At 47.8% G+C, this 14,211-nt stretch carries 11 protein-coding genes and 1 tRNA gene; 7 read left to right on the top strand and 5 right to left on the bottom strand.

Going from position 1 to position 14,211, the window contains the following annotated elements:
- Nucleotides 1–23: 23 nt before the first annotated feature.
- The 6 genes from KGF65_RS04165 to KGF65_RS04140 all read left to right on the top strand — a co-directional run bounded on the left by KGF65_RS04165 (nucleotide 24) and on the right by KGF65_RS04140 (nucleotide 8,801).
- Nucleotides 24–833 (top strand): phosphorylcholine transferase LicD, encoded by an 810-nt coding sequence (locus KGF65_RS04165; protein ID WP_050339089.1) that lies wholly within the window; start codon nucleotides 24–26, stop codon nucleotides 831–833.
- A gap of 952 nt (nucleotides 834–1,785) precedes the next feature.
- Nucleotides 1,786–3,315 carry an HD domain-containing protein gene (locus KGF65_RS04160; RefSeq protein WP_216748399.1) on the top strand — a complete coding sequence of 510 codons (1,530 nt, stop codon included), beginning with the start codon at nucleotides 1,786–1,788 and terminating at the stop codon, nucleotides 3,313–3,315.
- Between the two features lies 1 nt (nucleotide 3,316).
- Nucleotides 3,317–5,473, top strand: a complete 2,157-nt coding sequence (locus KGF65_RS04155) for an RNA degradosome polyphosphate kinase (RefSeq protein ID WP_050339091.1) — start codon at nucleotides 3,317–3,319, stop codon at nucleotides 5,471–5,473.
- A gap of 2 nt (nucleotides 5,474–5,475) precedes the next feature.
- Nucleotides 5,476–6,429, top strand: coding sequence for an exopolyphosphatase (gene ppx, locus KGF65_RS04150; protein WP_003637915.1), 954 nt, complete (start codon nucleotides 5,476–5,478; stop codon nucleotides 6,427–6,429).
- A 177-nt stretch (nucleotides 6,430–6,606) separates the two neighbouring features.
- Complete coding sequence (locus KGF65_RS04145; protein ID WP_216748398.1) at nucleotides 6,607–8,007, top strand: DHA2 family efflux MFS transporter permease subunit; 1,401 nt, start codon at nucleotides 6,607–6,609, stop codon at nucleotides 8,005–8,007.
- A gap of 281 nt (nucleotides 8,008–8,288) precedes the next feature.
- Nucleotides 8,289–8,801, top strand: a complete 513-nt coding sequence (locus KGF65_RS04140) for a VanZ family protein (RefSeq protein ID WP_101873962.1) — start codon at nucleotides 8,289–8,291, stop codon at nucleotides 8,799–8,801.
- Between the two features lie 140 nt (nucleotides 8,802–8,941).
- Here the strand turns inward: KGF65_RS04140 and KGF65_RS04135 are convergent, their stop codons facing one another.
- The 4 genes from KGF65_RS04135 to KGF65_RS04120 all read right to left on the bottom strand — a co-directional run bounded on the left by KGF65_RS04135 (nucleotide 8,942) and on the right by KGF65_RS04120 (nucleotide 11,053).
- The gene (locus KGF65_RS04135; RefSeq protein WP_003637912.1) at nucleotides 8,942–9,163 is read right to left on the bottom strand and encodes a hypothetical protein; all 222 of its coding nucleotides are present in this window, start codon (nucleotides 9,161–9,163) and stop codon (nucleotides 8,942–8,944) included.
- A gap of 286 nt (nucleotides 9,164–9,449) precedes the next feature.
- Nucleotides 9,450–9,872, bottom strand: coding sequence for a Spx/MgsR family RNA polymerase-binding regulatory protein (locus KGF65_RS04130; protein WP_003637911.1), 423 nt, complete (start codon nucleotides 9,870–9,872; stop codon nucleotides 9,450–9,452).
- A 230-nt stretch (nucleotides 9,873–10,102) separates the two neighbouring features.
- Nucleotides 10,103–10,174 (bottom strand) — tRNA-Asn (locus KGF65_RS04125).
- Between the two features lie 96 nt (nucleotides 10,175–10,270).
- The gene (locus tag KGF65_RS04120) at nucleotides 10,271–11,053 is read right to left on the bottom strand and encodes a hypothetical protein (RefSeq protein WP_216748397.1); all 783 of its coding nucleotides are present in this window, start codon (nucleotides 11,051–11,053) and stop codon (nucleotides 10,271–10,273) included.
- A 305-nt stretch (nucleotides 11,054–11,358) separates the two neighbouring features.
- On the opposite strand from KGF65_RS04120, the gene glpK reads away from it, so the two are divergent.
- Entirely contained in the window at nucleotides 11,359–12,855 is a 1,497-nt protein-coding gene (gene glpK / locus KGF65_RS04115) for a glycerol kinase GlpK (RefSeq protein ID WP_216748396.1), read from the top strand.
- Between the two features lie 95 nt (nucleotides 12,856–12,950).
- Here glpK and KGF65_RS04110 read toward each other — a convergent pair whose 3' ends face one another.
- Entirely contained in the window at nucleotides 12,951–14,147 is a 1,197-nt protein-coding gene (locus tag KGF65_RS04110) for an MFS transporter (protein ID WP_216748395.1), read from the bottom strand.
- Nucleotides 14,148–14,211 lie beyond the last annotated feature (64 nt).

The following is a 14,211-nucleotide window of genomic DNA, read 5'->3' as shown; positions in this document are numbered from 1 at the left end:
TTACGGAAACGGAGACGAAAACTATGCCTTTGACACCTTTACATCGCGTCGAATTACGCCTCATGCAAGTCGTCATTGATATTTGTGACGCTGAAAACATCGACTACTTTTTGATTGGCGGGTCGCTACTGGGTGCCATCCGCCATCACGGCTTCATCCCGTGGGACGATGACATCGACATTGGCATGCGACGTCGCGACTACCAGCGCTTTATCGCCGTCGCTAATCGTCACCTGGACCCGAACCAGTATTTTCTCCAAACGGGCGCCTCGGATCCAGATTACGCCCTCAGTTATATGAAGTTACTGGACGTCAACACTTATATCGAAGAAAAGAATAACGTCAATAACGCGTTCAAAGGCGTGTTCGTTGATATTTTTCCATTCGACAAGATTCCTAATGACGAGGCCTTACGCCGCTCACAGATGCTTCATTATAAGTTAACGGATGCCGCGATTTTGCTCAAACTCAACTATAATTTTGTCAAAACACCGCTACGCAACATCTTAAGCAAACACACGCCTGAACAGCTCGCCGAAGTCAACCGGCACAAGCAGGAGCGCGAAGAATACATGCGTTTGTATGAACAATCCGACTCACGGACCTACAAAAACTTAGCGTCACAGTATGATTACGATAAAGAAATCATGTCCTATCGTGAATTAACTGAATTGACGACCGTGCCGTTTGAGACACTTCAAGTTCACGTGCCAAAAGCTTATGATGCCGTGCTAACGCGGATGTACGGCGACTATATGCAATTACCACCAGCCGATAAACGAGTTGAAAAACATCTGAACAAACTAATTATCGATAATCACGAGATTTTATAACTGTCGCTAGCGTGGTTCAGGGTACTCGTTACTGCTGAACCACGCCCTTTTTAGTTACTGGCGCGTGGGTTAGATTTCTGTTCGTCAGCCGGTGCACGCCTTATTCCGACCACCTATCTAGGTACAATTGACCACTGAATGTTAAGTATTGAGTCTTTCAGATGAACTTTTAATTGGAAGCGATGCGCATTACAACATTTATGTACTGAGAAGATTACCTAAATATTATTCGCTAATTTCAACGGATACTAGCCTTGAATTTGGTCGATAAAATTACCTTCGTTGATACTTCGAGACTTTACTATCTCAAGCGGTCAGGAGAATTTCTGACAATTTCTATGGAACCACTGATTTGAAAAGTTAAAACAGGGTAAGAAAATCTAGCTATCATTAGAAACCAGTCTGATGGTTGAGTATTAAAATGACCATGTACCAAGGAACTAACGACTAATCTAATAAAAAGTTAAGTTCGCACATGTCCGACTTTCGAATACCATCCCGGCTGGAAGGTATTCGGGGCAAGGCCAAGTGGTGAAATTTCACTTAGCAAGCGTTTTGTGCTTGGTTAGTGAAAGACCAGTATTTAAGACGTGGGTTGTCGGCTTAAATCTGCGTCCACCACGTTCCGGCCATTGCCCAGAATGCCTGGAAGCCGGCCTAGGACGCGCCTACCACTGCAGGTTTACTTTAATTTGCCCTTATTTCCAGCGGGCTTGAGCTGGCGGTTTTGACCCTACAAACTAACGAACTTTAATCATACCCGGTCCATTTGCACCAACACCGCTCAAGACAAGTCGATTTAATCTTAATTTTCGAATATAACCTAGAAGCGCTAGCTAACGCTGGTACTAGTAAAATACTAATTTAACTAACCTCAACCTGTGTTAAACTAAAAATAATTACATGACTTTAACCTAATCGGGGTCAGGAATTCATTAAATGGGGGATCGCCATGGCAGCAAAATTATTTGGAATTATGATGATCAACGTTCAAAGTATTGAATTGTCGATTGTCAATTTAAGAACACTCCGCCAAGTCGAACGGGTTCGTTCCGACGTTTCACTTGGGGAAGATATTTACGATCAGCATACGATCGGCTATGATTCAGTGGAACAGGCCGCACAAGCGTTGAGTGGCTTCGTGCAGATTATGAACGATTACGGGGTTAAGGACTACCATTTATGGGGATCGTGGTCTTTATCATCCGCCAATAACGCCGACTATATTCAAGACCAGTTACTCGTGCGCACGGGCCTCAAAATCGACTGGCTCTCCAGTAGTCAGGAAACTTATCTGCGCTCCGTCGCGATTGCCGTCCACTTTCCACGTTTTAAGGAAATGATTACGAAACCGACTTACCTCCTCGGAATCAATTCCGGGAGTGTCGGTATTTCACATTACGACCAGAGTAACTTTATTTATTCACGCAGTCTGCGCTTGGGACCCGTTCGGATTGCGGAAGTGCTGGAAAACTTGCAATCGAGTGTGCCTAATTATGTCGAAGTGCTTGATGATTACATCTCTAGTCAAATTATTGACTTCGGACGCTTCCTGCCTGGGCATCGCGACCAACCTAGTAACGTCGTGATGTTAGGTGTGGCACCCTTTGCGACCCTCTTTCGGCAACAACAATCCAAAGCCGGGGTCGAAGAACTCAGTAAGGCTGATTTTCAAGCACTATACGATGACGTCATCAACGCCTCGGATCAGTATTTAATGGATAAATACGAAGTCGACGAGGAAGATGTCCGCCTGATCGTGCCGGAACTACTGTTGATCAACGAACTACTTCAGCTCACGAATGCCGAAAAGATTTGGCTGGGTAACGTCACGGTCCTCGATGGCCTGATTATCCAAGAAGCCATTAAGCTGGGCTATAAGAAGTATAACTTCAACGACCAAATCGTTACCGCGGCCAAGAATATTGCCGACCGCTACAACGTTGAACCGAAGCATCGCGACCTGGTCACGAAGTTCTCATTACACCTATTCGACCAATTAAAGCCGCTGCACCACCTTGGCAAACGTGACCGGTTACTGCTGCAAGTTGCCGCTATCGTTCATGACGTGGGGAGTTATGTCGATCCACATCAACATTACCTACATTCAGACTACATCTTACAAGCAACTGAATTAATGGGTCTGACCGATACTGAAAAACGGATTGTCGCGCTGATTTCACGTTATCACAGCGCACAAACCCCTTCGAAAGATATTCGGCACTTTGCCAACTTGCAAGTCGAACAGCGGTTGTTAGTCTCGAAACTGTCAGCGATTTTACGGATTGCGGACGCACTCGATGATGGTCGCAAACAAAAAGTCGACAAAATCTCCGTTTCGATTCGTAATCCACGCGTCATCATCACCTGCTTTGCCCACGACGACCTGTTCTTAGAGAATTGGGTCTTCGCTCAAAAAGCAGCCTTTTTCAAAGAAGTCTTTGGTTTAACACCAGTCATCAAACAACGGGGGGTTCGTTAAAATGAATTATCACAAAGAAAGTTATTACACCAACCGTGAACTTAGCTGGCTTGATTTTAATTATCGTGTCTTGGATGAAGCCCGCGATAAGGACAATCCGCTCCTCGAACGGGTGCGCTTCTTAGGCATCACACAGAGCAACCTCGACGAGTTCTTCACGGTGCGGGTCGCGTCATTACGCAAATTAATGTCGGTCAATTATACTAAGCCGGACCCGGCTGGATTGACCGCCGCTGATCAGGTCGCGGCCATTAACGACAAGGCGCATGAAATGGTCAAACGGCAATATAACACCTTGAATCGTTCTCTGTTGCCGTTACTAGAACAACATGACATTCACCTGTTGACGATGGCGGACTTAAATGAAGAACAACACACGTTTGTCAAAAATTATTTTGATGATGAACTCTACCCGGCGTTGACCCCGATGGCGGATGATTCTTCACGGCCCTTCCCATTCATTGGCAATAACACCTTAAATATTGCGCTACGGATTTATAAAAATGGTGATAAAAAGGACCGCAAATTTGCGACCGTCCAAGTCCCAGACGTCTTTCCACGGGTCGTTGTCTTACCTGGCAAACCCAATCAGTTTATTTTGATTGAAGAAATCATCAAGGCGTTTGTCGGTTCCCTATTTATCAACTATACGGTCAAGGAGACGAGCTGCTACCGGGTCATGCGGGATCTGGACTTAGACGTTGCTGAGGAAGATACGTCTGACCTGTTAAAAGAAGTCCAGAAACAACTGAAGATGCGTGAACGTGGTAAAGTCATGCGGCTGGAAGTTGAAAAAAGCATGAGTAAGCATCAACGGACTCGTTTGGCCAAAGCGCTTGGCATTAGTGAAAGTACCCTGTACGTCATCAACGGGCCACTCAATTTGACCTTCTTATCCAAGCTCGTTAAAGCGGTCCAGGGTCATGACGACTTGAACTACCCGAAATATCGTGCGTACTACCCGGCGAAATACCGTGAACGTTCGATTTTTGACCTCATCAAGGATCATGACATCTTGATGCAATATCCATATGATGATTTCAAACCCGTGGTCGATTTCATCCGCGAAGCTGCCGAAGATAACGATGTATTGGCCATTAAGATGACCTTGTACCGGGTCTCGGCGGACTCACCAATCATCAAGTACCTCGGACAAGCGGCGCAGAATGGCAAACAAGTCACGGTACTGGTCGAAGTCAAGGCCCGGTTTGATGAAGAAAACAACGTTCACTGGGCCAAGAAACTTGAAGAAATGGGCTGTCACGTCATCTACGGTTTGATTGGCCTCAAGACCCACTGCAAGTTGGCGTTAGTCGTACGTCGTGAAAACGAAGGTATCAAGCGCTACATGCACATGGGAACTGGTAATTATAACGACGTCACCGCCCACTTTTATACCGATATGGGGCTGTTCACCGCGGATACTGACATGGGCATCGATGCCTCCAACATTTTCAACATGTTGTCCGGCTATTCGGAGCCACCGTACTTCCACAAGCTGCACATCTCACCAGATGGCATTCGCGACTTCATCAACGAAAAACTTGACGATGAAATCGCGATTGCCAAGGCGGGACGGCCAGCTGTCGTTAAGATGAAGATGAACTCGTTATCTGACCCGCAAATTATTAGCAAACTCTATGAAGCTTCCCATGCGGGCGTTAAAATTCAGCTGATCATTCGGGGCATTTGTTGCTTACGGACCGGTATCAAAGGTGTCTCAGATAATATTGAAGTTCACTCGATTATCGGTCGGCTGCTAGAACACAGTCGAATCTACTATTTCAGTAATGACGGCGAACCGCAGATTTACCTATCGAGTGCGGACATGATGACACGGAACTTGAATCGGCGGGTGGAATTGCTCTTTCCACTGTTGCAACCCGAAATCAGTCACCGTGCGATGAACATTTTTGCGACGATGTGGGCCGATACCGTTAAGACCCGGATTTTACAACCAGACAATACGTACACGCGCGTCGATGGTCGAGGCTTAGAAGTGCTCGATTCACAAGCCACGTTTATTCAGGAAGCTGAACAAGCCGTCAAGGAGGATCACGGTGAAGCGACACCGACAAGTAACGCCCACCAGTTTATTCCCATGATGAGCCCTAAAAACGAACCAGACGCTTCAGATCTAGATAGAGAGGATGATTAGCAATGGAAAATTTCGCGGTCATTGACTTAGGTTCTAACTCGTGTCGAATGACGATTACGCAGATTCAAGAAGATGGCAGTTACACCGTGACGCACCGCTTAAAGGAGATGGTGCGGCTATCCGCTAACGAAAACGCGACGGACAAACCGACCTTACAACCAGATGCCATCGACCGCACCATTGCGGCCCTCAAATCCTTTGCGGCCGTCTACGAAACTTTGCCCAACTTAACAATTAAAGCAGTCGCCACGGCTGCGACCCGTAAAGCTAGTAATCAAAAGAAGTTCCTCAAGCGGGTCAAAAGTGAAGTCGGGCTGGATATTGAAGTGATTCCGGGCACCACTGAAGCCTACTATGACTATCTCGGCGTTGTGAACACCCTGCCCACGACTAACTGTGTGATGGTCGATACTGGCGGTGGTAGCTGCGAACTCGTCTTGATCACCAATGGCCAGGCCAAGGAATTGATTAGCCTCCCGATTGGCGCGGTGAGCCTCTCTGAAAAATTTGGCCTCAATGACCAAGTCAGCGCGAGTCAGTTATTCCAAACGATGACCTTTGTTGATAAAATTTTTAATAGCGTCTGGTGGTTACGCAACGGCTTGAACTTGCCACTCGTCTGCTTAGGTGGCAGTAACCGGACGTTAGCGAAAATCAATCGACGCCAATGCAATATTTTGAATTTTGAGGATATTCATGGCTACCGACTGCGCGATAACGCGATTTACGACACGTTTAATACCGTCATCGCACAAGATGCGGCTGGTCGGGCTGCGATTCCGGGGCTCGCCAAGGACCGAGCCGATATTATCGTCGGTGGTATGGTCCCTGCCATCAGTCTGATGCGCTTCCTAGACTCTGACCGGATGATATTCTCCCAGAATGGCTTGCGTGAAGGAATCCTATTCGAACACTTAACCAACTTGGCTGAACAAAACGCAAAAGTTAGTGAGTAAGTTTTACTGACAATCTAAAAAAGATTATGCTAAGCTTAAAGCATCATTAAAGCAATCAATTATGACACAAGGTCGTCTTTAAATGCTTGTATATCTTTGCCACGGAACCTCCGTTGACCAAGAAAAGCATCGTTTCACATCAGAAACGAGCTGGCCTTGATCACTGGAGGTTTTTATATGTCATCAAATTCAACTCAAATCACGACGCGGACCAAGGCCGCCATCTTTGGCGCAGCGAGTCTCGCCTTTTGCGGTATTCTAGTCGAAACGTCGATGAACGTGACGTTCCCGACACTCATGCGCCAGTTCAACACGTCACTCGAAACCGTGCAGTGGGTCACCACGGCTTACTTGTTAGCGGTCGCCGCGACGATGGTGATCACCGCCTTTATCCAAGCGCGTTTTCACTGGCAAACGATTATCAACATTGGCGGTAGCGCCTTTGTCCTCGGTGGTTTGTTGTGTGCCCTGGCACCCTCACTATGGGTCTTGCTGCTAGGCCGGATTATTCAAGCAATTGGGACTGGCTTTGCACTGCCACTGGTCTTCGCACAAATCATGACCCAAATTCCGTTTGAATCCCAAGGCCGTTTCACTGGGACGGCGGGCATGCTAATTGCCCTGGCCCCTTCACTCGGCCCCACGTATGGCGGCTTAGTCACCCAACTCGCTTCTTGGCGCTTGATTTTTGGCATTACCCTACCATTTGGTCTGATTGCGTGGTTGGTCACTGCACAAGCCACCATCCAACAGCCGCACGCCCCACAACGATTAGCCTTTCCTGGCCGCCAATTTATCCTCATCGTCGTTGCCCTGATTGGCCTGCTGTTTGGCGTCAACAACTTCAGCAGCCACGGTCTCAGTCTAATTTATGTCGGCTTGCCACTTCTCCTAGCGATTGTCGCTTTGATTGGCTTTATCATGATTGCTGCTCGAGCGTCACATCCGCTGATCAACCTGACCGTTTTCAAACAAGGCGACTTCACACGCGCACTGCTGATTTACTTTTTGATTCAGTTCATTCAGATTGGGATGACCTTCCTCCTGCCGAACTTCGCCCAATTAGTCTTAGGTAAAAACGCCCTGATTTCAGGCCTCATGCTGCTGGCGGGTAGTCTCTGCGCCGCCATCATCTCGCCATTTGCTGGTAAATTGATGGACCGGCGAGGCGCACGGTTGCCGTTTTTCATTGGGAGTGGTTTCATCGTGCTCGCGACGTTAGTCTTGGCCTTAACCGCTCGTCACCTGTCAATCGCGTTGATTGTCGGCGGCTTCGTGATTTTCCAGATTGGATTCGCCTGCCTCTTCAACAACGCCTTGACTTATGGCTTACAACAACTGCCACCGCACTTGATTGGCGATGGTAACGCGCTGTTCAACACCTTGCAACAATACGCCGGGTCACTGGGAACTACCATCATGGCCGTCCTGATGACATTTGGTGCCACCGTCCTCCCACACGCCGCCAGCCAGCTTCAAACCACGGTCGGAACTCAAATCGCACTCTGGTTTAGCCTGGTTGTCATCGTACTAGTGGCTGGACTCGCGCTGACTGTTAAACGCAATAAGCGGGCCTGATTAGGAACAGTCGCCGGATTGCCATCGGGTTGCGTGTTTATTCATCAACTGTGCTGGCTCCGATTCATCCGCTACTCGATTGTTTGTCAACGTTAAGCCAACGCTGACAAACAGATGATTCATCCATTCGCCATCAACACTGATTTGCTTAGGTTTTGTTTAAATCCATAAAAGGTTCTTTAAGGCTGATCTTGAAACTACTTCATTCCAGACACTTCCGCTAAGATAAGGGTAAGCAGATGACGAATTCCGTCACCTAAATCAGAAAAGGAGTGGTTGGCATGCGCTGGGAACCTTTCATGTTTATCTTATTACTGACAACGGTCAGTTGCCTAGTCATCTTAATTGCGACCCGTAACGCGAAGCAGCGTGGTCTACGACTACTCGGACTCGCCTACCTATTCGGACTGAGCGTGATTTTATTCACACCACTGTCCGTTGATGGTCATTCACTGTACGTCATGCCAGCGGGCTTTGGTCAGGTCAACTTGACGCGACTGTACTTCCATGGCCTGGGCTTTCTCGAAAACATCTTATTGACCATCCCATTAGGCTGGGGGCTCAAACGGCGATTCCAGCGACGCTCATTGATTAGCATCGGCATGACCGGCCTATTGATTAGCGCCGGCATCGAGAGCTTACAATACTTCATGTCGCAGCACTGGCTCATCAATCGCAGTAGTGATATTAACGACGTTGTTGCCAATACGCTGGGCATTCTAATCGGTGCCGTCATCGCGATGATCGTGCACGCGGTCAGTCTGCGCAAGGGCCGGTTGGCAACGAATCAGTAAAAATGGCCACTAACTAAATCGGCATACAAAAAAGTCGCGACACGTCTTTTCACAAGTACGTGTCGCGACTTTTTTGATGCTGTGCTCAGGGGTCAAGGACCAAGCTTTACTGGTGTTACCCGCTGATACAGCTTGATCACTTAAGCTTTAGAATTGTCCTGACCGGCGTGGCGGGCTTGTTGGTCCTGATGCCAACTAGTCGGGCTCCAGAGCTGCCCTTCCATTGATCCGCGTAAGCTTTCGATTTCAGCTTGCTGGTCATCTAACACTTTGATGACACTATCGATGACGACTTGATTATCCGCCGTGCGCAGGTCTGTTAATGCTTGAATCGCCCAAGCAGTTTGGTCTTGTTCACTCATGTTGATGCGCTCCATTCCTATTCATTCTTTTTACATTGTACACAATTCACCATTTCTTACCAAATCATTTGCCTTTTGAATCCTGATTTTGGTCGAACGGCAACTAGTTAAGCCTCACCCTGTGTCAGCGGCTCCAATCGCTGATATACCAGGAACGGCGGCATTTGATGCGGGCCAATGTCACTCGCAATTGCAACTCAGGCAGGCATTGAGGTTAGTCTTCTTAGCCGAGTTGATGGTAAACAAAAAAACGCCGCTACGAGTTGTAACGACGTTATGATGAAGGTTAGCCAACTGCTTGTTGGTCGTCATCATAGAGTTTTTGTTGAATTTCGCGTAATTCAGACTTACGCACTGAGCGAGGCAAAAATGCCCGAATATCTTCTTCGTTATACCCAATTTGGAGTCGCCGACCATCATAGATAATCGGCCGCTTGAGTAGCTGTGGTTTTTCAACTAATAGGTCTAGTAACTGATTAAAACCTAAGTCCGCCAAATCAATGTGCAATGCTTTAAAAGCCTTAGAACGCGTTGAAACGATGTCCTCGAAGCCATTTTCAGTGAGCCGGAGGATTTGTTTCAATTCATCGCGATCCAGAGGATTAGCAATAATGTCGCGTTCATTAAATGGAATGTTATTTTCAACTAACCATGCGCGCGCACTACGACTGGACTTGCTGGACGTTGAATAATATAAGTTTACTGTCACGATGAATTCCTCCTAAGTTTCAGTAAGGGCCATTACACCACTTACTTTTATATAGTAAGTATACGAGCTTAGTCAAGAATAGTCAAGGTTTGTCAGAACTTTTTTAATTAAGACTTTCTAAAGCTACGGGACATCCGATTAACCACCATTTTCCGGTAGTGGTTAGTAATGATGTCGACAAAAGCGGTATCTCTGAAGATACCGCTACAACCATTCATGACATTGAGCAACTGCCCGGGCTGGGATCGAACCAGCGACCTCTTGATTAACAGTCAATTATTCTACCGCTGAACTACCGGGCAATGTCTATGTCGTTATTTATACACGCTTTTTTGATAAAACACAAGCGTTTATTAAAATAATTCACACTAATTTCACATATTGATTTTATTTAATGGTCAAATGGAATACAAACCAAGCCACGACATGACGGTAAAGTCCTTATCGGCGACTAGCTTGGCAATCGTGCGGCGAATCTCTAATTCACTCAGAGTCGTTCTTAAATCAAAATAATAATCGCCCTGCTGGTTTTGCATCGTTAATTGCCACTGACCCAGGTCTGCCCACTGCTCCGTATCTGGCAACGCAGCTTGGCGTTTGAATAGCACGTGAAAAGTTGGTTTCCAGGTATCTTGGTCATCACCGGTCACCTGAATCAAGCGGCAAACTTCGCGGTGGCAGCGCAATGCGGCGCGAGCACCAATCACGATTCCTAAGACAATCAAAGCGGCGCCCAGACCCAGACTAGTCAGTAAAATCCGCGTCAAAAGTGGTGTCGCCTGTAATTGAGAACTCAAGACGATCGCGGCACTCATCAGTAACCAGATGGCGAGCACCCAGCCATTCAGCCAATTCAGAGCGACGTCCCGCGCATGCCGATAAGCGGCTAACCGGTACTGGGCATCATCATTGACCACCCGTTGCTCCGGTGTCACTGGGGAATAGACCACTGCCAAATCATCGTGAAAGACGTGGGTCGCGAACGGTTTGAAGACGGGGGTCATCAGGTCTAAGGTCGTCTTTGGCAAGTATTCAGCGACCACGTGCTTCGCAGTTGGCGTCGCTTCGAATTGGTACGTACATCCATGAATGGCGGCGAGTTGATAGCCAGCGTCTGCTTGACGATTGAGCCAGGCGACTTCCGCGGCCGAGCCTTTTAAATAAAATCGGTGTTTTTGCATGGTGGGAACCCTCCATTTCTCAATGATATGACTCCCCATTATAATCAGATTGGTCTATTTTTCAAACATTCCTTAATCTTCGTTCAATACCGTTACTAACACTTGTACAATCGACTTATTAATCTATTGGCGATGGTAGCCCTTACGCCATCAATCCGGATTGGTATGGGTGAAGCCGTCAAAAATCCAGCTAGATTAGCACTCCTGCCGGCTTTATTAAGTTTTTGATATTTATTCACAAATTTTCTTAAGCGTGCTAGACTCAAACTTGATGTTATCGATTTCAACAACTTGGAGGAACAACTATGTCTGCGCAATATATTATGGTCATCGATGAGGGGACCACCAGTACCCGGGCCATTATTTTCAATCACGCCGGTCAAAAGGTCGCCGAGGCCCAGCGTGAATTTCCACAATACTTTCCCCAACCTGGCTGGGTCGAACACAATGCGACTGAAATCTGGAACGCCGTCTCATCAACGATTGCGGACGTGCTCATCTCAGCTGACTTAAAACCCAATCAAATTAAAGCCATTGGCATCACGAATCAGCGGGAAACAACGGTCGTTTGGGACAAACAAACCGGACTTCCGATTCACAACGCGATCGTCTGGCAGTCCCGGCAAACTGCCCCACTGGCTGAACAACTTATCGCCGACGGATACGGGGACCTGATTCATCGCCACACTGGTCTGGTGACCGACGCCTACTTCTCGGCCACTAAAATTCAGTGGATCTTAGACCATGTTCCGGGTGCCCAACGACGTGCGGAAAAGGGCGAACTGCTCTTTGGGACAATCGATACTTGGTTGGTTTGGAAACTCACTGGGGGGACGACGCACGTCACCGACTACACGAATGCGAGTCGGACGATGCTATTCAACATTCACGATCTCCAATGGGACCAGACGATTCTAGACCTATTGCGAATTCCAACTGCGATGTTGCCAACGGTGCGGTCTAACTCTGAAATTTACGGCACAACTAAGGATTACTTGCTGTATGGCAGCCAAATTCCAATCAGTGGGATGGCTGGTGACCAACAAGCCGCCTTATTTGGTCAAATGGCGTTTGAACCCGGCATGGTCAAGAATACATACGGCACTGGCGCCTTCACCGTGATGAATCTCGGCCAACAACCGCAACTTTCCGACCACAATCTCCTAACCACGATTGCGTACGGCCTCAACGGCGAAGTCAATTACGCCCTGGAAGGCTCGATTTTTGTTGCCGGTTCCGCGATTCAGTGGCTCCGCGACGGCATGCAACTGATTGAAACGGCCCCTGAATCTGAAACGCTGGCCCGTCAAGCCACCAGTCACGACGAAGTGTATGTCGTTCCCGCCTTCACTGGTTTAGGCGCGCCGTACTGGGATTCTGAGACTCGTGGCGCCGTCTTTGGTTTGACCCGCGGCACGACCCGGGCTGATTTTGTCAAAGCAACGCTCCAATCGCTGGCCTATCAATCCCGCGACGTCATCGACACGATGAAACACGACGCCCACATCACCATGCCAACACTGATGGTCGATGGCGGTGCGACCCGTAATGACTGGCTGATGCAATTTCAGGCGGACATCTCGAACGTCGAAATCATTCGGGCCGCTGACTTGGAAACCACCGCGCTCGGGGCCGCCTTTTTAGCAGGGCTCGCAGTCGGCTATTGGCAAGACTTAGCTGAAATCAAAGCCATTCACCAAGCTGGCCACGTTTTCAAGCCCCAGATGTCTGAAGAACAACGCACGATCCTCTATCAGGGCTGGCAAACAGCCGTGAAAGCGGCGCAATTATTTAAACACTAACCAAAAATCGGCGTCCCAACATCAATTGCAATCACTGATGTTGGAACGCCGATTTTCATTTGACCACAGCCCCATATGTATACCGGCCAAATTAATTATAATTGCAAGTCATCCACCCGACTGAAGGACCAGCTGAGCGCGAATAATAGGAACACCACGGCGTCGAATACGCCGAATAAGAAGAGAAAGAGTCGTAAATCGAAGCGGTCGGCTAGGTAAGCAAAGGCGATTGAACCTAACGGGAGCGTGATGGAGACCAGGGTATAAAAGCTGGTCATGACCTTACCAAGTTGATCTGCGGCCACACTGGCTTGAATCATTGGCGTTTCATACACTTGGGTCAAGCCTAGGAAAATAAAGCTTCCTAAATAGACCACCGCAAACGCCCAAAATTGATTGAATGTGACGACCGTCAAGAACATGAATATCGTGCAACCTAGATTGCCAATCAGATATGCAACGCGAACCGACAATCGTTTTAAACTCCGGTATAACAACGTCATCCCCACTAACGTCCCAACTGCGGACATTGATTCCAAAATTCCATAATAGATTGAACCACCAAAATGCCGGCCAAATAATACCACGTACGTGTTCAACCCACCGAAAAAGAAGTTCAAAACGGCACTGGAAAACGTCAATAAGCCCAATAATCGATTTTTCGAAATGATCTTGAAGCCGACCAGTACTTGTTGAAAGTAAGGCTCAGACGTTTCGGCAGTTTGGTGGTGCGGCTCGTGCACCTTGATTCGATTAAACGTCAGGACCGTCACGACGAAGGTGACTGCATCCGCAATGAGGATTCCAAGTACCGACAACAACCCAATCAAGAACCCCGACAACGCGTTAAACACATAGTCGGTCCCCTTGTAAGCAATCGACATGTATTCCTGTGCCTGGACCAGTTCATCCTTTTTGACAATCAATGGCACCAAGGCGTCTTGAATGGGATAGGCCAAGGAGCCGAACAACGCCGCGATGAAGACCAAAATGACGTAGACGCCCGCTAGCTTAACGTGCGCCAGCAACGCCACAATCAATAATACGACGACCACTAATTGTGAGAACTCAACGGCCACCAGCAATCGACGCTTGGAATGCCTGTCGATCGTACTCCCAAATAAAAACAATAGAATGCCTGGCAACACAATGGCTGCGTTCATGATGCCAATCCACAAGGCACTATCGGTTAGTTTGAGAATAAACCAGTTCATCGCAATCATGTAAATACTATCGCCGGCATTACCGATGGCCCGCCCAAAGACCAGCTTACTAAAATTCGGATTGATCAATCGTCATTCCCCCTCTCAAAAAATGATTATGTTTGCCGGATACTGCCAATTGACTATTGCACCA

Origin of the sequence: Lactiplantibacillus sp. 30.2.29 (assembly GCF_018991255.1) — a bacterium.
Classification (GTDB): domain Bacteria; phylum Bacillota; class Bacilli; order Lactobacillales; family Lactobacillaceae; genus Lactiplantibacillus; species Lactiplantibacillus pentosus.
The sequence above is the reverse complement of the archived record's forward strand: the minus strand, read 5'-3'. Positions and strand labels throughout refer to the sequence as shown.